The organism is Cereibacter sp. Soil_C_27 (genome assembly GCF_057657095.1).
Map to the genome: position 1 here is coordinate 48,366 of NZ_JBDGJD010000004.1, position 22,536 is coordinate 70,901.

General features: G+C 67.7%; 28 protein-coding genes and 1 tRNA gene. 15 read left to right on the plus strand and 14 right to left on the minus strand.

Features of this window, described 5'->3' with window-relative positions:
• The first annotated feature begins 28 nt into the window (after nucleotides 1-28).
• The 6 genes from mbfA to AC3A5Z_RS15055 all read left to right on the plus strand — a co-directional run bounded on the left by mbfA (nucleotide 29) and on the right by AC3A5Z_RS15055 (nucleotide 4,896).
• Nucleotides 29-1,006 carry an iron exporter MbfA gene (mbfA, locus tag AC3A5Z_RS15030; protein WP_111467236.1) on the plus strand — a complete coding sequence of 326 codons (978 nt, stop codon included), beginning with the start codon at nucleotides 29-31 and terminating at the stop codon, nucleotides 1,004-1,006.
• Between the two features lie 134 nt (nucleotides 1,007-1,140).
• On the plus strand, nucleotides 1,141-2,070 hold the full coding sequence (locus tag AC3A5Z_RS15035) for an AEC family transporter (protein ID WP_487520159.1): 930 nt from the start codon (nucleotides 1,141-1,143) through the stop codon (nucleotides 2,068-2,070).
• Nucleotides 2,071-2,083: 13 nt separating this feature from the next.
• Nucleotides 2,084-2,914 (plus strand): S-formylglutathione hydrolase, encoded by an 831-nt coding sequence (gene fghA / locus AC3A5Z_RS15040; protein WP_136792540.1) that lies wholly within the window; start codon nucleotides 2,084-2,086, stop codon nucleotides 2,912-2,914.
• The gene (locus AC3A5Z_RS15045; protein WP_487520160.1) at nucleotides 2,907-3,371 is read left to right on the plus strand and encodes a YaiI/YqxD family protein; all 465 of its coding nucleotides are present in this window, start codon (nucleotides 2,907-2,909) and stop codon (nucleotides 3,369-3,371) included. The genes fghA and AC3A5Z_RS15045 overlap by 8 nt, the downstream gene beginning before the upstream one ends.
• Nucleotides 3,368-3,991 carry an HAD family hydrolase gene (locus tag AC3A5Z_RS15050; RefSeq protein WP_487520161.1) on the plus strand — a complete coding sequence of 208 codons (624 nt, stop codon included), beginning with the start codon at nucleotides 3,368-3,370 and terminating at the stop codon, nucleotides 3,989-3,991. Before AC3A5Z_RS15045 ends, AC3A5Z_RS15050 begins: the two co-directional genes overlap by 4 nt.
• The gene (locus AC3A5Z_RS15055; protein ID WP_487520162.1) at nucleotides 3,988-4,896 is read left to right on the plus strand and encodes an ornithine cyclodeaminase family protein; all 909 of its coding nucleotides are present in this window, start codon (nucleotides 3,988-3,990) and stop codon (nucleotides 4,894-4,896) included. Before AC3A5Z_RS15050 ends, AC3A5Z_RS15055 begins: the two co-directional genes overlap by 4 nt.
• Before the next feature lie 19 nt (nucleotides 4,897-4,915).
• Here the strand turns inward: AC3A5Z_RS15055 and AC3A5Z_RS15060 are convergent.
• From AC3A5Z_RS15060 to leuC, 7 genes are all read right to left on the minus strand, one after another.
• Nucleotides 4,916-4,992, minus strand: a tRNA-Pro gene (locus AC3A5Z_RS15060).
• 69 nt (nucleotides 4,993-5,061) lie between these two features.
• Nucleotides 5,062-6,033 (minus strand): DMT family transporter, encoded by a 972-nt coding sequence (locus AC3A5Z_RS15065; RefSeq protein ID WP_487520163.1) that lies wholly within the window; start codon nucleotides 6,031-6,033, stop codon nucleotides 5,062-5,064.
• An 86-nt stretch (nucleotides 6,034-6,119) separates the two neighbouring features.
• Complete coding sequence (leuB, locus tag AC3A5Z_RS15070) at nucleotides 6,120-7,229, minus strand: 3-isopropylmalate dehydrogenase (RefSeq protein ID WP_487520164.1); 1,110 nt, start codon at nucleotides 7,227-7,229, stop codon at nucleotides 6,120-6,122.
• 74 nt (nucleotides 7,230-7,303) lie between these two features.
• The gene (locus AC3A5Z_RS15075; protein WP_487520579.1) at nucleotides 7,304-8,305 is read right to left on the minus strand and encodes an endonuclease/exonuclease/phosphatase family protein; all 1,002 of its coding nucleotides are present in this window, start codon (nucleotides 8,303-8,305) and stop codon (nucleotides 7,304-7,306) included.
• Between the two features lie 38 nt (nucleotides 8,306-8,343).
• Nucleotides 8,344-9,153 carry a hypothetical protein gene (locus tag AC3A5Z_RS15080; protein ID WP_487520165.1) on the minus strand — a complete coding sequence of 270 codons (810 nt, stop codon included), beginning with the start codon at nucleotides 9,151-9,153 and terminating at the stop codon, nucleotides 8,344-8,346.
• 282 nt (nucleotides 9,154-9,435) lie between these two features.
• Complete coding sequence (gene leuD, locus AC3A5Z_RS15085) at nucleotides 9,436-10,041, minus strand: 3-isopropylmalate dehydratase small subunit (RefSeq protein WP_487520166.1); 606 nt, start codon at nucleotides 10,039-10,041, stop codon at nucleotides 9,436-9,438.
• 88 nt (nucleotides 10,042-10,129) lie between these two features.
• Nucleotides 10,130-11,548 carry a 3-isopropylmalate dehydratase large subunit gene (leuC, locus tag AC3A5Z_RS15090; RefSeq protein ID WP_487520167.1) on the minus strand — a complete coding sequence of 473 codons (1,419 nt, stop codon included), beginning with the start codon at nucleotides 11,546-11,548 and terminating at the stop codon, nucleotides 10,130-10,132.
• Between the two features lie 428 nt (nucleotides 11,549-11,976).
• Here leuC and rsfS point away from each other — a divergent pair, with 428 nt between their 5' ends.
• Genes rsfS through AC3A5Z_RS15110 form a run of 4 tightly spaced genes read left to right on the plus strand, consistent with a single transcriptional unit; the run spans nucleotide 11,977 to nucleotide 13,877 of the window.
• Nucleotides 11,977-12,366: a ribosome silencing factor gene (gene rsfS / locus AC3A5Z_RS15095; RefSeq protein ID WP_248633245.1), complete on the plus strand. Its 390-nt coding sequence runs from the start codon at nucleotides 11,977-11,979 to the stop codon at nucleotides 12,364-12,366.
• Nucleotides 12,366-12,836, plus strand: a complete 471-nt coding sequence (gene rlmH / locus AC3A5Z_RS15100; RefSeq protein WP_487520168.1) for a 23S rRNA (pseudouridine(1915)-N(3))-methyltransferase RlmH — start codon at nucleotides 12,366-12,368, stop codon at nucleotides 12,834-12,836. The genes rsfS and rlmH overlap by 1 nt, the downstream gene beginning before the upstream one ends.
• A 36-nt stretch (nucleotides 12,837-12,872) precedes the next feature.
• Nucleotides 12,873-13,343, plus strand: coding sequence for a ribonuclease HI (gene rnhA, locus AC3A5Z_RS15105; RefSeq protein ID WP_136792550.1), 471 nt, complete (start codon nucleotides 12,873-12,875; stop codon nucleotides 13,341-13,343).
• Between the two features lie 30 nt (nucleotides 13,344-13,373).
• A complete protein-coding gene (locus tag AC3A5Z_RS15110; RefSeq protein ID WP_487520169.1) occupies nucleotides 13,374-13,877 on the plus strand; it encodes a transcriptional regulator in 504 nt (167 codons plus the stop codon).
• Here AC3A5Z_RS15110 and AC3A5Z_RS15115 read toward each other — a convergent pair.
• From AC3A5Z_RS15115 to def (AC3A5Z_RS15135), 5 genes are read right to left on the minus strand one after another with little or no spacing between them, the layout of a single operon-like run.
• On the minus strand, nucleotides 13,862-14,101 hold the full coding sequence (locus AC3A5Z_RS15115) for a GlsB/YeaQ/YmgE family stress response membrane protein (protein ID WP_487520170.1): 240 nt from the start codon (nucleotides 14,099-14,101) through the stop codon (nucleotides 13,862-13,864). The two genes, AC3A5Z_RS15110 and AC3A5Z_RS15115, sit on opposite strands and share 16 nt — an antisense overlap.
• Before the next feature lie 51 nt (nucleotides 14,102-14,152).
• A complete protein-coding gene (fmt, locus tag AC3A5Z_RS15120) occupies nucleotides 14,153-15,061 on the minus strand; it encodes a methionyl-tRNA formyltransferase (RefSeq protein WP_487520171.1) in 909 nt (302 codons plus the stop codon).
• A gap of 37 nt (nucleotides 15,062-15,098) precedes the next feature.
• Nucleotides 15,099-15,599, minus strand: coding sequence for a peptide deformylase (def, locus tag AC3A5Z_RS15125; protein WP_487520172.1), 501 nt, complete (start codon nucleotides 15,597-15,599; stop codon nucleotides 15,099-15,101).
• Complete coding sequence (gene def / locus AC3A5Z_RS15130; protein WP_487520173.1) at nucleotides 15,596-16,087, minus strand: peptide deformylase; 492 nt, start codon at nucleotides 16,085-16,087, stop codon at nucleotides 15,596-15,598. The genes def (AC3A5Z_RS15125) and def (AC3A5Z_RS15130) overlap by 4 nt, the downstream gene beginning before the upstream one ends.
• Nucleotides 16,087-16,620, minus strand: a complete 534-nt coding sequence (gene def, locus AC3A5Z_RS15135) for a peptide deformylase (RefSeq protein ID WP_487520174.1) — start codon at nucleotides 16,618-16,620, stop codon at nucleotides 16,087-16,089. The genes def (AC3A5Z_RS15130) and def (AC3A5Z_RS15135) overlap by 1 nt, the downstream gene beginning before the upstream one ends.
• A 140-nt stretch (nucleotides 16,621-16,760) precedes the next feature.
• Between def (AC3A5Z_RS15135) and AC3A5Z_RS15140 the strand changes: the two genes are divergently transcribed.
• On the plus strand, nucleotides 16,761-17,933 hold the full coding sequence (locus AC3A5Z_RS15140) for a MalY/PatB family protein (RefSeq protein WP_487520175.1): 1,173 nt from the start codon (nucleotides 16,761-16,763) through the stop codon (nucleotides 17,931-17,933).
• 30 nt (nucleotides 17,934-17,963) lie between these two features.
• Here AC3A5Z_RS15140 and AC3A5Z_RS15145 read toward each other — a convergent pair whose 3' ends face one another.
• Nucleotides 17,964-18,314 (minus strand): hypothetical protein, encoded by a 351-nt coding sequence (locus AC3A5Z_RS15145; RefSeq protein ID WP_136794167.1) that lies wholly within the window; start codon nucleotides 18,312-18,314, stop codon nucleotides 17,964-17,966.
• Nucleotides 18,315-18,423: 109 nt separating this feature from the next.
• The gene (locus tag AC3A5Z_RS15150; protein WP_487520176.1) at nucleotides 18,424-18,786 is read right to left on the minus strand and encodes a hypothetical protein; all 363 of its coding nucleotides are present in this window, start codon (nucleotides 18,784-18,786) and stop codon (nucleotides 18,424-18,426) included.
• Between the two features lie 175 nt (nucleotides 18,787-18,961).
• Between AC3A5Z_RS15150 and AC3A5Z_RS15155 the strand changes: the two genes are divergently transcribed.
• From AC3A5Z_RS15155 to AC3A5Z_RS15170, 4 genes are read left to right on the plus strand one after another with little or no spacing between them, the layout of a single operon-like run.
• Nucleotides 18,962-19,906 (plus strand): threonine-phosphate decarboxylase, encoded by a 945-nt coding sequence (locus AC3A5Z_RS15155; RefSeq protein WP_487520177.1) that lies wholly within the window; start codon nucleotides 18,962-18,964, stop codon nucleotides 19,904-19,906.
• The gene (cbiB, locus tag AC3A5Z_RS15160) at nucleotides 19,903-20,811 is read left to right on the plus strand and encodes an adenosylcobinamide-phosphate synthase CbiB (RefSeq protein WP_487520178.1); all 909 of its coding nucleotides are present in this window, start codon (nucleotides 19,903-19,905) and stop codon (nucleotides 20,809-20,811) included. Before AC3A5Z_RS15155 ends, cbiB begins: the two co-directional genes overlap by 4 nt.
• Nucleotides 20,804-21,709 carry a glycosyltransferase family 2 protein gene (locus AC3A5Z_RS15165; RefSeq protein ID WP_487520179.1) on the plus strand — a complete coding sequence of 302 codons (906 nt, stop codon included), beginning with the start codon at nucleotides 20,804-20,806 and terminating at the stop codon, nucleotides 21,707-21,709. The genes cbiB and AC3A5Z_RS15165 overlap by 8 nt, the downstream gene beginning before the upstream one ends.
• Nucleotides 21,700-22,248, plus strand: coding sequence for a hypothetical protein (locus AC3A5Z_RS15170; RefSeq protein ID WP_487520180.1), 549 nt, complete (start codon nucleotides 21,700-21,702; stop codon nucleotides 22,246-22,248). The genes AC3A5Z_RS15165 and AC3A5Z_RS15170 overlap by 10 nt, the downstream gene beginning before the upstream one ends.
• Nucleotides 22,249-22,536: the final 288 nt, after the last annotated feature.

Genomic DNA, 22,536 nt, shown 5'->3' on the forward strand with positions numbered 1-22,536 from the left:
TGGAATCATTCTAAACCACGGAGCCGCCATGATCCCCGGACTGTCCTCCCGTCGCCGCTTCAAGGATCTGTCCGAACAGGAGATCCTCGCGCTGGCCATCTCCTCCGAGGAGGACGATGCCCGGATCTACCGCGGCTATGCCGAGCGGCTGAGGGCGGAGTATCCGGCCTCGGCGGCGGTGTTCGAGGGGATGGCGGCAGAGGAGGACGGGCACCGGCAGCGGCTGATCGAGCTGCACCGCCGGCGCTTCGGCGAGACCATCCCGCTGATCCGGCGCGAGCATGTCGCGGGGGCCGAAGCGCGCAAGCCGGTCTGGCTGATGGCCAATCTCTCGCTGGAGACGATCCGCGCCGAGGCCTGGAACATGGAGGCGAGCGCGCGGCAGTTCTACGAGACCGCTGCCACCCGGGTCACCGACGCCGGCACCCGCAAGCTCTTGGGCGATCTCGCCGCCGCCGAGGCGGGGCACGAGCGCAAGGCCGATGCGCTGGCAGAGGACCATCTGACGCCTGAAGCACGCAGCGACGAGGACCAGACGGCGCGGCGGCAGTTCATCCTGACCTGGGTGCAGCCGGGGCTGGCCGGGCTGATGGATGGCTCGGTCTCGACGCTGGCGCCGATCTTCGCCACCGCCTTCGCCACGCAGGACCCTTGGACGACGTTCCAGGTCGGGCTCGCGGCCTCGGTCGGGGCCGGGATCTCGATGGGCTTCACCGAGGCGGCGCATGACGATGGCGTGCTGTCGGGGCGCGGCGCGCCGTGGAAACGCGGGCTGGCCTCCGGGGTGATGACGACGCTGGGCGGGCTGGGCCACGCCCTGCCCTATCTGATCCCGGATTTCTGGACGGCGACGGTCATCGCCATCATCGTGGTCTTCGTCGAGCTCTGGGCGATCGCCTGGATCCAGAACCGCTTCATGGAGACGCCCTTCGTCCGCGCCGCGCTGCAGGTGGTGCTGGGCGGCGGGCTGGTGCTGGCGGCGGGGATCCTGATCGGCTTCGGCTGAGCAATCCCGCAGGCCCGATGATTTCAGGGCAGCGGGCCCGGAAAGCCCGCCAGAAGTCGCAGAGACGGCCTCGGCGGCTTGCATCTGCCGGGGGGGCGTGAAAGCTTGGCCCGACACCGAGCCGAAAGCCCCGCATGCTGCCGATCCTGCTGAAAACCCTGCCCTTCTTCGCACTGATCGGGGTCGGCTACTGGGCGGGGCGCGTGCGCTTCTTCACGCCGGAGGCCACGGCCTATCTGACGAAGTTCGTCTTCTACTTCGCGCTCTCCGCGATGCTGTTCCGCTTCGCCGCCAATCTGTCGCTGGACGAGATCTATTCGACGCCCTTCGTGCTGGCCTATCTCCTCGGCTGCGGCACCGTCTATGCCCTGGCCACGCTGGTCGCACGGCTGCGCCGGGTCAGCGTCGAGGAGGCGGCGGTCGAGGCGCAATGCGCGGTGATCGGCAACACCGGCTTTCTCGGCATCCCGATGTTCGTCGTCCTGCTGGGGCCGCAGGCGGCAGGGCCGATGCTGATGACGCTGGCGATCGATCTGATCGTCTTCTCCAGCCTGATCACGCTGATCATCACCGGGATGCGACAGGGGCGGATGAGCTGGGCCGTGTTCCGCGCGCTGGGAATGGGGCTGTTGAAGAACCCGATGATCGTCTCGATGGTGCTGGGGCTGCTCTGGTCGTCGAGCGGGGTTCCGGTGCCGGGACCGCTGAACGAGTTTCTGGCGCTGCTCGGCGCCGCGGCCACGCCCGGCGCGCTCTTTGCCATCGGCGCCTCGCTCGCCACCAAGTCGGCGGAGCGGATGGAGGTGGCGGCCTGGCTCAGTTTCTGCAAACTTGTGCTGCATCCGGCGGCGGTGGCCTTTGCCGCGCTGGTGGTCTTCGAGGTGGAGCGGGAGGCGGCAGGTGTGATGATTGCGGCCTCGGCTCTGCCGGTGGCGGGGAATGTCTATATCCTCGCCCAGCATTACGGGGTGGCGCCGCAACGGGTGTCCGCCACCATCCTGATTTCGACGGCGATCAGCATCCTGACGATTACCGGGGTGATCGCCTGGGTCACGAGCTTCTGAGAGGAGAGAAGAGATGAAGACCATTTCCGAGAACCGGGCCTTCGGCGGCATGCAGGGGGTCTATACCCACAGTTCCGAAGCCACCGGCTGCGACATGACCTTCGGCCTGTTCCTGCCGGAAGAGGCCGAGAGCGATCCGGTGCCGCTGGTCTGGTACCTGTCGGGCCTGACCTGCACACACGAGAACGCGATGGTGAAGGCCGGGGCGCAGAAATGGGCGGCGGCCGAGGGTGTGGCGCTGATCTTCCCCGACACCTCGCCGCGCGGCGAGGGGGTGGCGAACCATGCCGATTACGATCTGGGGCAAGGCGCGGGCTTCTATGTCAACGCCACCGAGACGCCTTGGGCGCCGCATTTCAAGATGTGGGACTATGTGACCGACGAGTTGCCGCGGCTCCTGTTCAACGCCTTCCCGCTGGACGAGGGGCGGCAGGGCATCACCGGGCATTCGATGGGCGGGCATGGCGCGTTGACCATCGCCATGAGCTTCCCGGGCCGCTTCCGCTCGGTCTCGGCCTTCGCGCCGATCGCCAACCCGACGCAATCCGACTGGGGCCGCAAGCAGTTCACCGCCTATCTGGGCGAGGACGAGACGAAATGGGCGCCGCATGACGCGACGCTGCTGATGAAGAAGCGCGGCTTCGACGGGCCGATCCTGATCGATCAGGGCGCCTCCGACCAGTTCCTCGACCTCCTAAAGCCCGAGGCCCTGGCCGAGGCGATGATGCAGCGGCGGCAGAACGGCGCCTTCCGGATGCAGAAGGGCTATGACCACAGCTACTTCTTCGTCTCGACCTTCATGGAGGACCACATCGGCTTCCATGCCTCGGCGCTCTATGCCTGACGGGGGCGCGATCTACATCGACGCCGACGCCTGCCCGGTGAAGGCCGAGGCGGAGCGGGTGGCGACGCGGCACCGGATGCGGATGATCCTCGTCTCGAACGGGGGCATCCGGCCTTCGGCCAATCCGCTGGTCGAAAGCGTCTTCGTGCCCGACGGGCCGGACGTGGCCGACATGTGGATCGCCGAGCGGGCGGGACCGGGGGATGTGGTGGTGACCGGGGACATCCCGCTGGCGGCGAAATGCGTGGCGGCGGGGGCTCTGGTGCTCAAGCACAACGGCGAGCCGCTGACCCCGGCCAATATCGGCAATGCGCTGGCGACGCGCGATCTGATGCAGGATCTGCGCTCGGCCGATCCGTTCCGGCAGGGCGGCGGGCGGCCCTTCTCCAAGGCCGACCGTTCGCGCTTTCTCGAGGTGCTGGAACGGCTGGTGCGACAGGCGAAAGGAAAGCCATGAAACCGGAAGCGGTGGTGTTCGACATCGGCAATGTGCTGATGGAATGGAATCCGGAGCGGTTCTACGACGGGACGATCGGCGAGGCGCGGCGGCGGCAGCTGTTCGCCGAGGTCGATCTGATCGGCATGAACGAGAGCATCGACGCGGGCGCGCTGTTCCGCGAGACGATCCACGCGCTGGCCGATGCGACCCCGCATTGGGGCGCAGAGATCCGCATGTGGCATGACAACTGGATCGACATGGCCTCGCCCCGCATCGACCATTCGGTGGCGCTGCTGCGGGCGCTGCGCGCCAAGGGCGTGCCGGTCTTCGCCCTGACCAATTTCGGGGTGCACAGCTTCGCCTATGCCAAGACGCAGTACGACTTCCTGAGCGAGTTCGACCAGACCTTCGTTTCGGGCGAGATGGGCTGCATCAAGCCCGATCCGGAGATCTTCCGGCTGATGGAGGCAAGCTGCGGCGTGGCGCCGGAGGCGCTTCTCTTCACCGACGACCGCGCCGACAACATCGCCGCCGCCGAGGCGCGCGGCTGGCAGGTGCATCATTTCACCGGACCGGACGGCTGGGCACGGCGCCTCGTCGCGGACGGGTTGCTGAACGAGACGGAGGCGGGGCTATGATCGACATCATCGGGCCGGAGGCCGAGGCGCATCTGACCTGGAACGGCCTCACCGACGCGCTGGAGGCCGGACACCGCCTGCCCAAGGCCGAGATCGCCGACGTCTTCCTCTACCGCGGCAAGGACACGCTTCTGTCGCGGGCGGCCTGGATCAGCGGGCTGGGGCAGCTGGTGAAGACAGCGACGATCTTTCCGGGCAACCCCTCGCACGGCCTGCCCTCGGTGAACGGCGCGGTGAACCTCTATTCCGACCGCGACGGCACGCTGGAGGCGCTGGTGGATTTCCACCTCGTCACCAAGTGGAAGACCGCTGGCGACAGCCTGCTGGCGGCCAAGAAGCTGGCGCGGCCCGATAGCCGCAACATCCTGCTGGTCGGTGCGGGAACCGTGGCGCAATCGATGATCGAGGCCTATGGCAGCCTGTTCCCCGAGGCGCGCTTCACCGTCTGGAACCGGTCGCCCGGGAAGGCGCAGGCGATGGCGGGCGGCAAGGTGAGCGCCACCGAGGATCTGGAGGCGGCGGTGCGGGCGGCGGACATCATCTGCACCGCCACCATGAGCCATGAGCCCCTGGTGAGGGGCAAATGGCTGAAGCCGGGCACCCATCTCGACCTGATCGGCGCCTACCGGCCCGACATGCGCGAGGTGGATGACGAGGCCCTGCGCCGCGCCTCGATCTTCGTCGACTCGCGGGCGACGACCATCGGCCACATCGGCGAGATCAAGGACCCGATCGCGCGGGGGGTGATCTCGGAGGCGGATATCTTCGCGGATTTCTACGACATGCCGCAGGGCGGCTTCGCCCGCCGCTCGATGGACGAGATCACCCTGGCCAAGAACGGCGGCGGCGCGCATCTGGATCTGATGACCGCGTCCTACATCGCCGCCATGTGGCGACTGCGCTGAGGGGGATTGTCGGGAAAATTGGTCGGAGCGAGAGGATTCGAACCTCCGACCCCCTGCTCCCGAAGCAGGTGCGCTACCAGGCTGCGCTACGCTCCGACCGTGGCGTCGGGGTAAACCGTCCGACGGGCATTTGCAAGAGGGCAAGATGCGGTTTCCGCGCCGATCTTACAGGTCGCGGTCCCGCGCCTCGTAGCGTTTCAGGAGCAGCGAGATCCGCGGGCTGATGCCGCTGGCGGGGCCGGAGCGCGACTTCAGCACCGGCTGGTTCTCCGACACGCGGCCGTGCGACTCGCGCAGCACGATGTAGAGCCCGCTGGCGATGATGACCACCGCCCCGACCCAGGTGAAGAGATCCGGGCTTTCATGGAAGATCAGCGCGCCGAAGATCGCGGCCCAGATCATCTGCGAATACTGCATCGGCGCGACGATCACCGCCTCGCCCACCCGGTAGGCGGCGATGATGGCCAGCATGGCGACGAAACCGCAGGCGGCGATGATGCCGATCATGCCGAAATGCTCGACCGGCATCGGGCGGTAGACGAAGGGCAGCGCGAGGCCGAGTGCGATGAAGTTGGCCATCATCGGATAGATCAGCAGCACCACCGACCGCTCCGCCTGACCGATCTTGCGCACCGTGACCGAGGCGAGCGAGGAGGTGACCGCGGCGGTCAGCGCCGCCAGATGGCCGAGGCTCAGCGCATCCGCGCCGGGGCGCAGCACGATCAGCACGCCGACGAGGCCGGCGACGATGGCGAGACCGCGGCGGATGCCGATGGTCTCGCCCAGCATCGGGATGGCGAGCAGGGTGATGAGCAGCGGTGCCGCGAAGAGGATGGCGTAGGTCTGCGCCAGCGGCAGCACCGAGAAGGCGTAGAAGGCGCTGACCCCGGTGATGACGGTGCAGGCGCTGCGTAGCGCGGTCCACCACGGGTGGCGCGGCCTGAGATTGCCGTCGGTGCGGTCGTTCATCAGCATGACCGTGACAAGCGGGAAGGTCAGCAGCTGCGAGAAGAAGATGATCTGGATCGGCGAGTAATGCGCGCCGAGCATCTTCACCACGACATCGTGCGAGGCATAGATCGCGAAGGAAGCCAGAGCGAACAGGGCGCCGCGCAGGTTCGATTTCACGACGGTCATCGGGGCCGCTCTCTTGGGTCGGGTGACGGAATGTCGCACCATTGCCTGCCTCGCGCCGGAGCGCAAGGCAGGGGCTTTGCCGCGGCTCAGAGGCTGGCGTCGAGCGCGGCGACGATGGCGTCGCCCATGCCGGCGGTGGAGATCGGCGTGCCGCCTTCGGGGCCCATCAGATCGGCGGTGCGCAGGCCGTCTGCCAGCACCTTCTCCACCGCCTTCTCGACCCGCGTCGCCTCGTCACCCATGTCGTAGGAGTAGCGCAACGCCATGGCGAGGCTGAGGATGCAGGCGATCGGGTTGGCCTTGCCCTGGCCGGCGATGTCGGGGGCAGAGCCATGCACCGGCTCGTACATCGCGCGCGGGCGGCCGTTGGCCATCGGCGCGCCGAGGCTCGCCGAGGGCAGCATCCCGAGGCTGCCCGTCAGCATCGCCGCACAATCCGACAGGATGTCGCCGAAGAGGTTGTCGGTGACGATCACGTCGAACTGCTTGGGCCAGCGCACCAGCTGCATCGCGCCGTTGTCGGCATACATGTGGGTCAGCTCGACTTCCGGGTATTCGTTGTCATGCACCCACTGCACCTCCTCGCGCCAGAGGATGCCCGACTCCATGACATTGGCCTTCTCCATCGAGCAGAGCTTGTTGTTGCGGCGCTTTGCCAGCTCGAAGGCGGAACGGGCGACGCGGCGGATCTCGTCGGTGGTGTAGCGCTGGGTGTTGACGCCGAAGCGACCGCCCTCGTTGTCGGGGAAGATGCCACGCGGCTCGCCGAAATAGACGCCCGAGGTCAGCTCGCGCACGATGACGATGTCGAGCCCGGCGACGACCTCCTTCTTGAGGCTGGAGAAATCGGCCAGCGCATCGAAGCACTGGGCCGGGCGCAGGTTGGAGAACAGGTCCATCTCCTTGCGCAGGCGCAGCAGGCCGCGCTCGGGCTTCACGCTGAAGTCGAGGTTGTCGTATTTCGGCCCGCCGACGGCGCCGAGCAGCACTGCGTCGACCTCCATCGCCTTGGCCATCGTGTCGTCATGCAGCGGCGTGCCATGCGCGTCATAGGCAGAGCCGCCCACCAGATCCTCGGTCACGTCGAAGGTCACGCCGCGCTTGGCGCCGAGCCAGCCGATGATCTTTTTCACCTCGGCCATCACTTCGGGGCCGATGCCGTCGCCGGCAAGGATGAGGAGGGAAGGATTGGCCAATGTACGCTCCTGCGGTCAAGAAAGGTTGGTTTCCCGCCTATCGGCTTGCCCCCCCTCGGTCAAGCGCAGGAGGCTCAGGGCAGCAGAATGTCGACCCAGAGCGGGCGATGCCGCGAGGCCGTGGCGGCGACCTCGGCCAGAGGATCGCCCGGCGGCGGCCAGAGCACGCCGGCACCCGCGATCTGCAGATCGGCGGAGGGCAGCACCAGATCGACCCGCAGATGCCCGGGCCCGGCGCGGGCGCTGTAATCGGCCGTGTCGAGCGCCGGATCGCCCGACTGTCCGGCGTCGATATGGCCGCCGCGGCCCCGCGGCCGCGGGTCCTGCAGCGCAGGATGGGTGAGGAGACCCTGCAGCCCTTCGCGCCGCCCCTCGCCATCTGCGGGGTCGAGATTGGCATCGCCCAGAAGCACGAAAGGCCCCTCGGGCGGCGGCATCGGCAGGCGGCCTTCGAGCAGCTGCCGCCAGAATACCGCCTCGTCATGGTTGCGCCTGCCGTTGCGATCCTCCGGCCCGTCGAAGACCGGCGGGGTGGCGAGCCAGGTGAGCAGCCGCAGGCTGCCGCCCCGAGGCAGGAGCAGCGGCACCTCCCAATGCGCGGTGGTCGAGAGGCGTTGCAGATCGCCGAGCGGCCCCGTGTCAGGCGAAAGGCTGCCCGGCAGGTCACGCCAGAGGAAGCCGGAAAAATCGCGCACCGCCGCCGCATCGACCGGCAGGCGCGAGAGCAGCGCCATTCCACCCTGCCCGGCAAAGCTGCCGTAACCCTGCGCGTCGCGCGGCCCGCCCCGCCTGCCGTCGCCGTCAAGATCGAGCCCGGTCGCCCGCCCGGTATTGGGCCGCAACGCAAAGCGGTAAGGATAGGAAAGCCCCGCCGCCGCCAGCCGGTCTGCCAAGGCGCGCGAGGCGTGCAGCTCCAGATCGTAGTCGATGCCCGTCACCAACAGGGCATCGGCCTGCAGCGCGAGGATCATCCGCTCCACCGCCAGCACCTGCGGATCGTCCCCTGCAACAACGGCCTGCAACAGCAGCCCCGGCCCGTCGCGCGTGAGATCGGCATTGTAGGTGGCGATGCGCAGCGTCTCGGCCGCCGCGACCAGCGGCAGCCAGAGCGCGATCAGGCAGGCATATAGCCCGCAGCGCCGACGGCCACGCCAAGGCGGCGCTTCTCGCGGATCATCTCCGCGATGCGGGCCATGGCGATCCCGCGCATGAAGAGGCTGGCAGGCAGGAAAGCCCATGCTGTCATCGTCCAGATCAGGGTCTGCGGCGAGGTCAGCGTCAGCGGGGTCAGCCCGCTGCCGGCGATCTTCACCACGGCCGGGATCAGGAATGGCAGAAGAAAGCCTAAGGCCACGTTAAAACGCGCGTCGCGGTTCAGCCTCTGGATCACGTCGCCGCCGGCGGTCGGGTCGAAGGTCGGCAGGTTGACCCAGACGTTGAAGGCCTGCGCCCGCGTCGGCCAGCGGTTCAGCCGCAGCATGACAACGAAGACCGCCAGCCCCACCAGCGAGATGAGATAGCTCATCCCGGCGGCGGTGCGCACTGTGGCCACCTGACCCTCGCTCGCCTCGGGCGAGAGCATCAGCGTGGCCAGCCGGACCGGACTGTAGGGGAAGTCCATCGCCTGGCCGATGAGATTTCCGATCGCACTGACAAGGGTCGTCAGTGTGGTGGGCTGCACCGTCCCGGCCTGGATCAGCGTCAGCGCCAGAACCGTGACCAGCAGAAGCAGGTAGCGCACCCGGTTGAAGGGGGGCGCATCGCGGAATTCGATGAGGCCGGGATAGGTGGCATTGTATTCGACGAAGGTGAGCAGCGCGGCGAAGAGCGCCACCAGCGTCACCATCTGCTTGCCGTCGGACGTGACGCCCGGCAGCAGGATCGACGGGATGACAATGACGCCGATGATCAGGAATGCGCGCATCAATGCGCCCGTCAGCCGTGAGAACACCGCTTTTCCACCTTCAACCCGCGTGGACACGAAGGCCCACGCGCCCCTCTTTCCCATCAGGCCCCGCACGTTCCGGCGAGTTACCGCGATCTTGTTCAAAATTTGCCTGCTTTCCCCGGTCCCCGCAACGTTCTCCCATGGAAACTTAAACTTTGTGGCAGTTTGGCGGTAATTCTGTCGCGAAGTTGCATCAAAGTCGGGAACAAAAAAGGCCGCCCCTAAAGGCGGCCCCAGATCTAGTGCTTTTGGCGGTGCCTACACCCAAGGGCGTAGGGTCGCGGCGGACTTCTCGAAGCCGTCGATCGAAGCGGCTTTCTCCAGCGTCAGGCCGATATCGTCGAGCCCGTTCAAGAGGCAGTGCTTGCGAAACGAATCAACCTCGAAGGGGAAGGACTGGCCGTCGGAGGTGGTGACGGTCTGATTTTCCAGATCGACGGTCATGCGGGCGTTGGCGCCCTTGCGGGAATCCTCCATCAGCACCTCGACCACCTCGGGCGGCATGACGATCGGCAGGATGCCGTTCTTGAAGCAGTTGTTGTAGAAGATGTCGGCGAAGCTGGTGGAGATCACGCAGCGGATACCGAAATCAAGGAGCGCCCAAGGCGCGTGTTCGCGCGAGGAGCCGCAGCCGAAGTTGTCGCCCGCGACGATGATCTCGGCATTGCGGTAGGCCGGCTGGTTCAGCACGAACTCCGGGATCTCCTGCCCGTCCTGGGTGAAACGCATCTCATCGAACAGGTTCTTGCCGAGGCCGGAGCGCTTGATCGTCTTCAGGAACTGCTTGGGGATGATCATGTCGGTGTCGATGTTGACCAGCGGCATGGGGGCCGCGACACCGGTGATCTTGGTGAATTTATCCATAATGGTTTCCCTTGGGTTACCGGCTCCGGAGGGTCCGGGCGGCATGCACATCGGATGCACAGGTCATGCACATCCGATGCAGACGGGTTCAGACGGTCTCGGCCATCATCTCGCGCACGTCGGTCAGGTGGCCGGTCACCGCCGCCGCCGCCGCCATGGCGGGCGAGAGCAGGTGGGTGCGGCCGCCGCGACCCTGACGCCCCTCGAAATTGCGGTTCGAGGTCGCGGCGCACCGCTCGCCGGGCGAGAGCTGGTCGGGGTTCATCGCGAGGCACATGGAGCAGCCCGCCAGACGCCATTCGAAACCGGCGTCGATGAAGATCTGCGCCAGACCCTCTTCTTCGGCCTGCGCCCGGACGAGGCCGGAGCCGGGGACGACCATGGCGCGCATGCCCGGCGCCACCTTCTTGCCCTTCAGGATTGCCGCCGCCGCGCGCAGATCCTCGATCCGGCCATTGGTGCAGGAGCCGATGAACACCGTGTCGATCTTGATGTCGGTCAGCTTCTGGCCCGGGGTCAGGCCCATGTAGTCGAGCGAGCGCTGCGCCGCCTCGACCTTGCCCCCGGTGAAGTCGGTCGCGGCCGGCACGCTGCCGGTGATCGGCAGCACATCCTCGGGCGAGGTGCCCCAGGTGACAACGGGGGCGATGTCTTCGCCCTTCAGGGTGATGACCTTGTCGAAATGCGCGCCCTCGTCGGTGTAGAGCGTCTTCCAATAGGCGAGCGCCGCTTCCCACTGCGCGGCCTTCGGCGCATGCGGGCGACCCATGACATAGGCGAAGGTCGTCTCGTCCGGCGCGATCAGGCCGGCGCGGGCGCCGCCCTCGATCGCCATGTTGCAAACGGTCATGCGGCCTTCCATCGACAGTTCGCGGATCGCCTGACCGCAATATTCGATGACATAGCCGGTGCCGCCCGCCGTGCCGGTGGCGCCGATCACGCTGAGGGTGATGTCCTTGGCGGTGACACCGGGACGCAGCGAGCCGGTGATCTCCACCTTCATGTTCTTCGACTTCTTCTGGATCAGCGTCTGCGTCGCCAGAACATGCTCCACCTCGGAGGTGCCGATGCCATGCGCCAGCGCGCCGAAGGCGCCGTGGGTCGCGGTGTGGCTGTCGCCGCAGACCACGGTCATGCCCGGCAGCGTCCAGCCCTGTTCGGGGCCGACGATGTGGACGATGCCCTGACGGATGTCGGAGACGGGGTAGTAGTTGATCTTGAAGTCGCGCGCGTTCTTGTCGAGCGCATCGACCTGGATGCGGGATTCCTCGTTGTCGATGTGGACATCGCGGCCCGCGGTGGTCGGCACGTTGTGGTCCGGCACGGCGATGGTCTTTTCGGGCGAGCGGACGGTGCGGCCCGTCATGCGCAGGCCTTCGAAGGCCTGCGGGCTGGTCACTTCATGGACCAGATGGCGGTCGATGTAGAGCAGGCAGGTGCCGTCTTCGGCCTGATGGGCGACGTGATCGTCCCAGATCTTGTCATAGAGGGTACGCGGAGCGGTCATGGCTCTCACCTTCGATTGGGGGATAGCTGTAGGGTCTCTCGGATCAGCGGCATCGCGGCGCGAAATGCGCCCGCCGCGTCAAAGCCGGGCGAGGATGGTGCGGGTCATGCCGAAGAAGCGGGCCGGAAGCCGCGCATGATCGGTGATGTTGAAATAGACGAACCCTTGCATGGCTTTCGAAATAAGCCCCTGCCGGAGAAATTGCAAAGTCTTTCGCGCGGGCTGCCCGCTTGCCCTGCGCCCGGCAAGCGTCTATTGGCACGCTTTGCACTGGCGGGGCGCGATTGTTGAGTCGGCGTCCTTCGGGTGCTATGCTGAAACCTGTGACCCCTGCGCCGGGGCATGATCGGCGCGCAACTCTGGAGGACGATGTCCTGTCTCATTCTGACCCCACGACCGGGCTTCCGGTCGGGCAGCGGCCGGCTCGCATGAGCGCCGCACAAAACGCAGCCGATCAGCCGACGAGCGAAGTCTTGCTGGAGCATATCCTTGCGTCGCTCGACGACGACAAGGCCGAGGATGTCGTGCAGATCGATCTGCGCGGCCGTTCCGACATGGCCGATTACATGGTGATCTGCTCGGGCCGCTCGTCGCGTCAGGTCGCGGCGATCTCGGAAAAGCTGATGGACCGGCTGAAGCAGCAGTTCGGGCGGCTGTCGAAGGTCGAGGGCAAGGAGACCGGCGACTGGGTGCTGATCGACACGGGCGACGTGATCGTCCATGTCTTCCGGCCCGAGGTGCGCGAGTTCTACCAGCTTGAGAAGATGTGGCTTCCGGGCGGCACCCAAGGGCTGTCGTCGGGCATGTCGCAGGACTGATGCGGCTGCATCTGTGTGCGGTGGGGCGGCTCCGGACCGGGCCCGAACGCACGCTGGTCGACGATTATCTGGGACGTTTCGACAAGACCGGGCGGGCGCTGAGCCTCGGCCTGGTTTCCCAGCATGAGGTCGAGGACAAGCGCGGGGGCGGCATGGAGGCCGAAGCCGAGCTGCTGGCCCGCGCCGTGCCCTCGGGGGCGCTGCTGGCGGTGCTGGACGAACGCGGGCGGGTGCTGTCCTCGCCGGAATTTGCGACGCAGATCGGCGGCTGGCGCGATTCGGGGCGACAGGACGTGGCCTTCGTGATCGGCGGCGCCGACGGCATCGCCCCCGCGCTGCGCGACCGGGCGGATTTCGCCCTGTCCTTCGGGCGGATGGTCTGGCCGCATATGCTGGTGCGGGTGATGCTGGCCGAACAGCTGTATCGTGCGGCGACGATTCTCGCGGGCGGGCCCTATCACCGGGTCTGACTTGTGCTGTGTCGCGTCCTTGTGTAGCGGGAGCCCATGCCAGATCTTTTCGCCTATACCGACGGAGCCTGCAGCGGAAACCCCGGACCGGGAGGCTGGGGTGTGCTCATGCTGGCCCGCGAGGGGGCCGAGGTGGTGAAGGAACGCACGCTTTCGGGCGGCGAGGCGCTGACCACCAACAACCGGATGGAGCTGCTGGCGGCGATCTCGGCGCTGGAGGCGCTGTCGCGCGACAGCGAGATCACCATCGTCACCGACAGCGCCTATGTGAAGAATGGCGTGACGACCTGGATCCACGGCTGGAAGCGGAACGGCTGGCGCACGGCGGACAAGAAGCCGGTGAAGAATGTCGATCTCTGGCAGCGGCTGGACGAGGCGCAGGCGCGGCACAAGGTGATCTGGCGCTGGATCAAGGGCCATGCCGGCCATGCCGAGAACGAGCGCGCCGACGAGCTGGCCCGCGCCGGGATGGCGCCTTTCAAGCCGGCGCGGCAGAAATCGCTTTGATTTAGCGAACGGTCGTTTACCCTGCGGTGCATGGGCCGTCCGAGAACCATTCCCGATGCCGACATCCACGCCGCGATCTGCACGCTTCTGGCGCAGGGCGGCGACAAGGCGGTGTCCTTCTCCTCCGTCGCCCGGGTCAGCCGGCTGGCGGCGCCGACGCTGGTGCAACGCTATCAGTCGCGCGAGGGCATGATCCGCGCGGCGCTGACGGCGGCCTGGGACGGGCTCGATCAGGCACTGGACGCGGCCGAGATGGAGCAGAAGCCGGCGGCGCTGCTGAAGCAGCTGTCGGAGATCAACTCGGTGTCGCTGATGCCCGCGACGCTGCGCGATGCGGGGCTGCGCGAGCGGGCGGCGGGCTGGCGTGCCCGCGTCGAGGCGGCGCTGGCGCTGCGGCTCGGCGGCGGGACCAAGGGGCGCGAGGCAGCGTCGCTGATGTTCTCGGCCTGGCAGGGGCAGATGCTGTGGCAGGATGCCGGCGGCCGGGGCTTCAAGCTGAAGGAAGCGGCGAAGCGGGTTCAGCGCGCGACATAGCGCCGCCAGAGCCAGATCAGCAGCGCCGCGCCCAGAACCGCGCCGACGAACATCGCCAGCGCGCCGGAGAGGAAGGCGAGCAGGCGCAGCAGCAGCCAGCCCATGACGACGCCGCCGACACCGACGGCGATGGTGGTCGGCACATCGGCCTCGACCCGCATGATCCGAGTGGCGAGAAATCCGGCGGCCGTGCCGATGACGAGGATCAGGAGCAGCGTGGGCATGGGGCACCTCCGGCCCTGATATGGGGGCGGCCCCGTTCGCCGCGCAAGGGATCAGAGATCGTGGGCCAGCGTGCCGGGGGCGAGGGGGAAGCCGCGCAGGAACTCGTCACGCTCCATCGGGCGCTTGCCCTCGCGCTGCGCGAGGGTGACCTCCACCGCGCCGCTGCCGCAGGCGAAGGTCAGCCCGTCGATCAGGGCGCCGGGGGCGCCGGAGCCTTGGGCGAGACGGCTGCGCAACAGCTTCACCCGCTCGCCATTCAGGAGCGTCCATGCGCCGGGAAAGGGCGAGAGGCCGCGGATACGGCGATCCACCTGCTCGGCGGGCTGCGTCCAGTCGATCTGCGCCTCGGTCTTGGCGATCTTGTCGGCATAGGTCACGCCGGTCTCGGGCTGCGGCTGCGGCGCCAGATCGTCGAGCGAGGCCAGCGCGCCGAGGATCAGCCGCGCGCCCATGTTGGAGAGCCGGTCGTGCAGATCGGCGGTGGTCTCCTCGGGGCCGATATGGGTCGCCTCGCTCATCAGCACCGGGCCAGTGTCGAGCCCCGCCTCCATCCGCATGATGCAGACGCCGGTCTCGGCATCGCCCGCGAGGATCGCCCGGTGGATCGGCGCCGCCCCACGCCAGCGCGGCAGGAGCGAGGCGTGGATGTTCAGGCAGCCATCGGAGGGGGCGTCGAGAATCGGCTGCGGCAGGATCAGCCCATAGGCGACGACCACGGCGACATCGGCGCCCAAGGTCGCGAACTCGGCCTGCGCCTCGGGCGTGCGCAGCGAGGTCGGGTGGCGGGTGGGCAGGCCCAGCGCCTCGGCGCGCGCCTGCACCGGGGAGGGGCGGTCCTTCTTGCCGCGCCCGGCGGGGCGGGGCGGCTGGCTGTAGACGCAGACCACCTTGTGATGCGCGTGCAGCGCCTCGAGCACCGGAACCGAAAACTCGGGCGTCCCCATGAAAATCACTTTCATTCGCGCGCCTTTCCCTTCCGGTTTCCGGAAGAATTTTTCATTTCCGTGGCCGGAGCTTTTCCGACTTCGTGATCAGCATCTTGCGCTTCAGGGGCGAGAGATGGTCGAAATACATCTTCCCGGCCAGATGGTCGATCTGGTGCTGCACCGAGGTGGCCCAGATATCGACGAAATCGCGGTCTTCCATCTCTCCGGCCGCGTTGAGGAAGCGCACCGTCACCGCGCGCGGTCGCGAGATCACCGCCGAGACGCCGGGCAGGTTGGGGCTGCCCTCGTCATGCTCGCGGAACTGGCCCGAGGCATGCAGCACCTGCGGATTGGCCAAGAGGATCGCCTTGCCCCGGCTTTCCGAGCAATCGACCACCGCCAGCGCCAGCCCGACGCCGATCTGCGGCGCGGCGAGGCCGTAGCCGGGCATGGCATCCATGGTCTCGACCATGTCGGCCCAGATCGTGCGGATCTCGTCGGTGATCGCCTCGACCGGGAGGGCCGGGGTCTTCAGGCGCTTGTCGGGATAGGGGACGAAAGGGCGTTTCATGCGGCATATCCGGCGAGGGCTTCGGCCCGGGCCTCGGGCGTGAGGCGGTCGAGGGTGACGAGACCGTCAAGATGGTCGTATTCGTGCTGGGCGCAGATGGCGGCCATGCCGGTCAGCGTCGCCTCCTGCACCGAGCCGTCGAGCGCCGCCCAGCGCAGGCGGATGCTCTCGGCGCGGGGGACGAAAGTAGTGACATCGGGGATCGAGAGACAGCCTTCGGGGCCCTCGACGCGGGTATCGGAGGACCAGAGGAGTTCCGGGTTCACCATGACCAGCGGATCGGCGGTGCCTTCCTTCCACGTCACGTCCATGACGAAAAGGCGCAGCAGCACGCCGACCTGCGGCGCGGCGAGACCGCGGCCGGGGGCGTCATACATCGTCTCCAGCATGTCGGCGGCCAGACGGTCGAGATCGGCGCCGAATTCCGCCGGGGCGCAGCGGGTGGAGAGGCGCGGGTCGGGCCAGCGCAGGATCGGCAAGAGGGCCATCAGACCCGCGATCCGGTTTCGCGCGCCTTGTCCCGTTTCAGCTTTTCCAGTTTGCGGGTGATCATCTGCCGCTTCAGCGGGCGCAGATAGTCGATGAACAGCTTGCCATCCAGATGGTCGATCTCGTGCTGCACGCAGGTCGCCCAGAGGCCGGAGAACAGCTCTTCCTCCTGCTTGCCGTCGATGCCCATCCAGCGGACCTTCACCGAGGCCGGACGCTCGATATCGGCGAACTGGTTCGGCAGCGACAGGCAGCCCTCCTCGTAGGTGGAGATGTCTTCCGACGACCAGACCACCTCGGGGTTGAGCATGGCGATCGGGCGGGCCTTGCTGTCGGGCTCCTTCTCGCAATCCATCACGATCATCCGCTTGATGACGCCGACCTGCGGTGCAGCGAGACCGATTCCGGGCGCGTCATACATGGTCGAGAGCATGTCATCGGCCAGACGGCGCAGGTCGTCGGTGATCTGGCCCACCGGGTCGCAGATCTTCTTCAGGCGCGGGTCGGGATGGATCAGGATCGGGCGTATCATAGGCCCGATTTAAGGGAAGCGCCGGGTTGGTGCAAGGATCAGCAGGCGGCCCGGATGCGTCACGGCTTCGCAGCAGCGACAGGCCCGGACTTGCACCTGCGGAGCGTCGCGCTAGGCTGCGGCAAAACAAGGAACCTGCGATGAGCTTTGACGAGAAGATCGACCGCCTCGGCACCCATTCGGTGAAATGGGACATGATGGAAAAACTCTATGGCGTGCCGCCCGAGACCGGGATCGCCATGTGGGTGGCCGACATGGAGTTCCGCCCGCCGGCCTGCGTGCAGCAGGCGGTGGAGAAGATGGCGGCGCATGGGGTCTACGGCTATTACGGCGACGATGCCGAATATCTGGACGCGATCCGCTGGTGGATGAAGACCCGGCACGGCTGGGACGTGGCGCGCGAGGAAATCTTCACCACGCATGGGCTGGTGAACGGCACCGCGCTCTGCGTCGATGCCTTCACCGCGCCGGGCGATGGCGTGGTGCTGATGACGCCGGTCTACCACGCCTTCGCGCGGGTCATCAAAGCCGCCGGTCGCACGGTGGTGGAATGCCCGCTGGCGCTGGAGAACGGGCGCTACGAGATGGATTTCGCCGCCTGGGACAAGCAGATGACCGGGCGCGAGACGATGCTGGTGTTCTGCTCGCCGCACAATCCGGGCGGGCGGGTCTGGACGGTGGAGGAGCTGCAGGGGGTCGCGGACTTCTGCCAGCGGCACGGGCTCTTGCTCGTGTCGGACGAGATCCATCACGATCTGGTCTATCCGGGGCAGAAGCACAGCGTGATGCCGGTGGCGGTGCCCGGGATCGAGGACCGGCTGGTGATGATGACCGCGCCGACCAAGACCTTCAACATCGCCGGCTGCCATACCGGCAATGTCATCATCCCCGATCCGACGCTCAGGGCGAAGTTCGCCGCGCGGATGGCGGCGCTGGGGATCTCGGCCAATTCCTTCGGGCTGTTCATGGCGACGGCGGCCTATTCGCCCGAGGGGGCGGCCTGGGTCGATGACCTGATGGGGTATCTCGAGGAGAACCGGCGGATCTTCGACGCGGGGCTGCAGGCGATTCCCGGGCTGAAGTCGATGCAGTTGGAGGCGACCTATCTGGCCTGGGTGGATTTCACCGATACCGGCATGACCGCGCCGGAGTTCATCGCCCGGGTCGAGACGGAGGCGCAGATCTGCGCCAACCACGGCGCGACCTTCGGCACGGGGGGCGAGAGCTTCCTGCGCTTCAACATCGCGGCGCCGCGGGCGCAGGTGGAGGAAGCGGTGCAGCGGTTGCAGAAGGCCTTCGCCGATCTGCAGTGACAGGCCCGGGTGGGGGAGACCCCACCCGCCTCAGTGGCGCGGCAGATAGCCCACCGGCGCGTTCTCGTCCTTCCAGAAGTCCAGCGCCGCCGTCTCGCTGGCCGGGGTGGCGCGCTTGAATTCGCAGATCAGCTCGCCATTCTCGACCGTCGACAGCACGATCAGGCAGTGGCAGACGTGACGCGCGCCGTCGTAGAGATCGACGAGGCCGCGCAACTGCGGCATCTGGTCGGCGTCGAGCGCCAGCCCGCCCTCCCACAGCCGGAGCACCGGCAGTTCGGTCCCGCCCACGCGGACGCGCAGGCGCGACTTGCGTTTCAGCTCGGTCTTGCGGGCGGCATCGAGGCCGTCGCGTATGTCTTGTGGTAAATATTCAAGCATGAGTTCCCCCTGCTGCCTGAATAACAGTCTGATCGCAAACCGTTAAAAATCAAGCTACCCGAATGGCGTGCCGCGAGATGTTCGGGGCCGTGCCAATTCCGCCACGCGGTCAGGCGGCGCGGCCATAATGCTCGACGATGGCGGCCAGATCCTGCACCGGCGTGGCGCTGCGCAGGAAGGCGCAGGCGTTGGAGCAGAGGCCGAAGATCGACCCGTCGGAAAAGACGGTGCTGTCGGTCAGGAAGACGATCTTGGCCCAAGGCTGGCGGAATGCGGCGAAATCGGCCACGGCAAGGGCCGATCCGCGCTCCAGCATCAGGTCGAGCATCACCACCTGGATGCGCTGGCGCGCCAGCACCTCGCTCGCCTCGTCCTGAGTCGCGGTGACATGCACGGTGCAGCCCGCCTCGCGCAGCGGCGCGGCCCAGGCGCCGGCCAGATCCTCGCGCGCTTCGACGATCAGGACATGCATGGGGTGCCTCGAGTTTTAGGAAAGTTTAATGCGTCCCGATCAGGCTTGCCGGAAATCCTTAATCATTGGTTAACAGATCAGAAAGATTGATTAATGGCGCAAGGATCCGCTCATCGGCTCGCCAGTTGCCTTGGCGGTCGGAATGCGCTTTGTCAGGCCGAGGCGCGGAGGCAGCATGACCCATATTCCGGAACCACCCGATCACGGCGGCGGCGTCGATGCGGCGGCCGCACGCCATGGCGGCACGCGCGGCGACTGGCTGGACCTGTCGACCGGGATCAACCCCCTGCCCTATCCGCTGCCGCCGCTTGCCCCCGATTCCTGGACGGCGCTGCCGGATGCCGGGGCGATGGCCCGGCTGGAGGCGGCGGCGCGCGGCTTCTGGCATGTGCCCGACACGGCGGCAGTGCTGGCCGCGCCGGGGGCTTCGGCGCTGATCGCCCGGCTGCCCTTCGCGCTGGAGGGGGGGCGGGTGGAAATCACCGCGCCGACCTATAACGAGCATGGCCGGGCCTATGCGGCGGCGGGCTGGGGTTTCGGTCCGGACGGTGCGAAGGTGCTGGTGCATCCGAACAACCCCGACGGGCGGATCTGGCGCGAGGAGGAGGCCGGAGCGGAGATCTGCGTGATCGACGAGAGCTTCTGCGACGTGATGCCGCAAGCCTCACTGATCCGCCTTGCCGCAAGGCCCGGGACGGTGGTCCTGAAGAGCTTCGGCAAGTTCTGGGGGCTGGCCGGGCTGCGGCTGGGCTTTGCCATCGGCGATCCGGCGATTCTTGCGCGGCTGGCGCAGATGCTGGGGCCTTGGCCGGTCTCGGGCCCGGCGCTGGAGATCGGCGCGCAGGCGCTGGGCGACAGCGGCTGGGCCGAGGCGACGCGCGCGCGGTTGGCGGCGGATGCCGCGCGGCTCGACGCGCTGGTGGGGCTGCCGCTGGTCGGCGGCACGTCGCTGTTCCGGCTCTACGAGGCGGGCGATGCGCGGGCGCTGCAGGAGGCGCTGGCACGGCGGCGGATCTGGAGCCGGGTGTTTCCTTACAGCGACAGCTGGCTGCGGCTCGGCCTGCCGGGGCCGCAGGACTGGCCGAGGCTCGAGGCGGCGCTGCGGGAGATCAGGGCATGAGCGCCGCACTGCTGGTTCCCGCGCTGCTGCTCGACGCGGCTTTGGGCGAGCCCGACTGGCTGTGGAAGCGCTGGCCGCATCCGGCGGTGCTGATGGGCCGGGTGGTGGGCTGGTGCGACGCGCGGTTGAACCACGGGCGGGCACGGCGGGCGAAGGGCGTGCTGGCGATGGCGCTGATGGGACTCGGCGCGCTGATCCTCGGGGCGCTGATTGCGGCCGTGCCGGATTACGGGGTGCTCGAGGTGATCGTGGCGGCGATCCTGCTGGCGCAGCGCTCGCTGGTCGATCACGTCCGCGCCGTGGGCAATGCGCTGCGCCAGAGCCTCGGCGACGGGCGGCTGACGGTGGGCTGGATCGTCGGGCGCGATACCGCCGCGATGGACGAGCCCGCAGTGGCGCGTGCGGCGATCGAGAGCGCCGCCGAGAACCTGAGCGACGGCATCGTCGCCCCGGCGCTGTGGTTCCTGGTCTTCGGCCTGCCGGGGCTGATGCTCTACAAGATCACCAACACTGCCGACAGCATGATCGGCCACCGCACCCCGCGGCATGAAGAGTTCGGCTGGGCGGCGGCGCGGCTCGACGACGTGCTGAACTGGATCCCGGCGCGGGTGACGGCGGCGCTGATCGCGCTGAGCCATGGTGTGACCGATGTCCGCCGCATCCTGCGCGACGCGCCGCTGCACCGTTCGCCCAACGCAGGCTGGCCCGAGGCGGCGATGGCAGTCGTGCTGGGCGTGGCGCTGTCGGGGCCGCGCAGCTATCACGGGCGACGGCAGGACTTCCCATGGGTGAATGCCGAAGGCCGCCGCGATGCCGGGCCGGAGGATATCGACGCAGCCTGCGGCGCGTTGTGGCGGGCCTGGGCGGGGCTCTTGCTGCTGGCGCTGGGAGTGGCGCTTGTCTGAGCTGCCGCGCTGGGGCGTCGTGGCAACGGTGAAGGCGCCGCTCGACCCGCTGCGGGCCTTCGTGGCGCATCATCTCTGGCTCGGGGCGGCGCGGGTCTGGCTCTGTTTCGACGACCCGACCGATCCGGCGATTGCCGCCGCCAAGGCCTTGCCCCGCGTCACCGTGCTGCGCTGCTCGGCCACCTACTGGCGCGAAACCTGCGGCAGGCGGCCCGAGCGGCACCAGAACCGCCAGTCGCGCAACGCCCAGCGCGTCTATGCCGAAACCGATCTGCCCTGGCTCGCGCATCTCGACGTGGACGAGTTCCTGCTGCCGGAGCGTCCGCTGGCGGAGATCCTCGCCGAAGCCCCCGAAGATAAGCCGATGCTGCGCGTGGCGCCCTGGGAGGCGCTGCACGACCCGGGGCTGCCCAACGACATCTTCACCGCCCGAGAGTTCCGCGCCGCGATCCGCGACCCGGCGGCGCGCGAGATCGCCTTCGGCCGCTATGCGCCGCTGCTGCCCGAGGGGGTGATGAGCCATGCGGCGGGCAAGTGCCTGTTCCGCACCGGGCTCTCGCGCTTCGAGCCCCGGCTGCACGGTGCCTTCCGCGCCGGGGCGCGGCTGGAGGGCGGCGCGTTCCATCCGGACCTTGCGCTGTTGCATTTCCATGCCGAAGATCCGGCGACATGGCAGGCGCGGCTGGATTTCCGGCTGTCGCTTGGGGCATATCAGTATAATCCGGCGCTGCAGGCGCATCTTCTGGCCGCCGATGCGGCGGAGGTGGCGGCCTTTCATGCCCGGGTCCAGTCGCCGGACGCGGCGACCCGGGCGCGGCTGGCCGGGCTTGGCCTGCTGCGCAGCGAAACCCTGAAGCTGCGCGAGAAGATCGCGTGGATGGAGACGACATGCCTGTGACCGAAGCCGATCTCGCCGCCGCCCTGCCGCATGTGCTGGCCGCCCCGAAGACAGAAGGCGCGATCGACAGCCTCTGCTTCCGCCCCGGCTTCAACCAGCGGACCTTCCCCGACAGCCTGACACTGACCGTCGCCGAAGGCATCCCCGGCGAGCGCTGGATGACCCATCCCTGGCTGCGGCTGGAGGACGGGAGCCCCGACCCGCGCATCCAGGTCTCGATCCTGCCGACGCGGGTCTGCGATCTGGTCTGGCGCGACCGCGAGGCCACGCCGCATCCGGGCGATACCATCGTGGCCGATATCGACACGTCCGAGGCGAACATGCCCGTGGGCACGCTGCTGCGCGCCGGCACCGCGGTGCTGCGGGTGTCGGATGTGTTCAACGACGGCTGCGTGAAGTGGAAGGTGCGCTATGGCGCGGCGGCGAAGGCCTGGATCGTGGCGCCGGGGCATCCCGAACTGCGGCTGCGCGGCGTGTTGTGCGAGATCGTCGAGGACGGGGTGGTGACGCTGCGCGACCGGCTGATCCGGCTGGATTAACCACGAATCGCGGCGCTGCTTTACTTTTTGTTAGCGACTGCGCAGCATAGTGGAGGAACGGCGATAGTTCCTTTGTTTCCAGTGCTCACGAAACGACCCCGCAGAGCGGCTACTCTGCGGGGTCTCCTTTTTATCGGGTCAGTTTCCGATCCAAAGGCGGATGATGGCGATCAGCAACATTCCTGCTGCAATCAGCACCATCCATCGGCGATAGCTGTGTTCCTCCAGCTTGCTCACCTCCGTTCACCGCAAAGGCTTGCGGCACCGAAGGCGTAGCGCGGCAGGGTT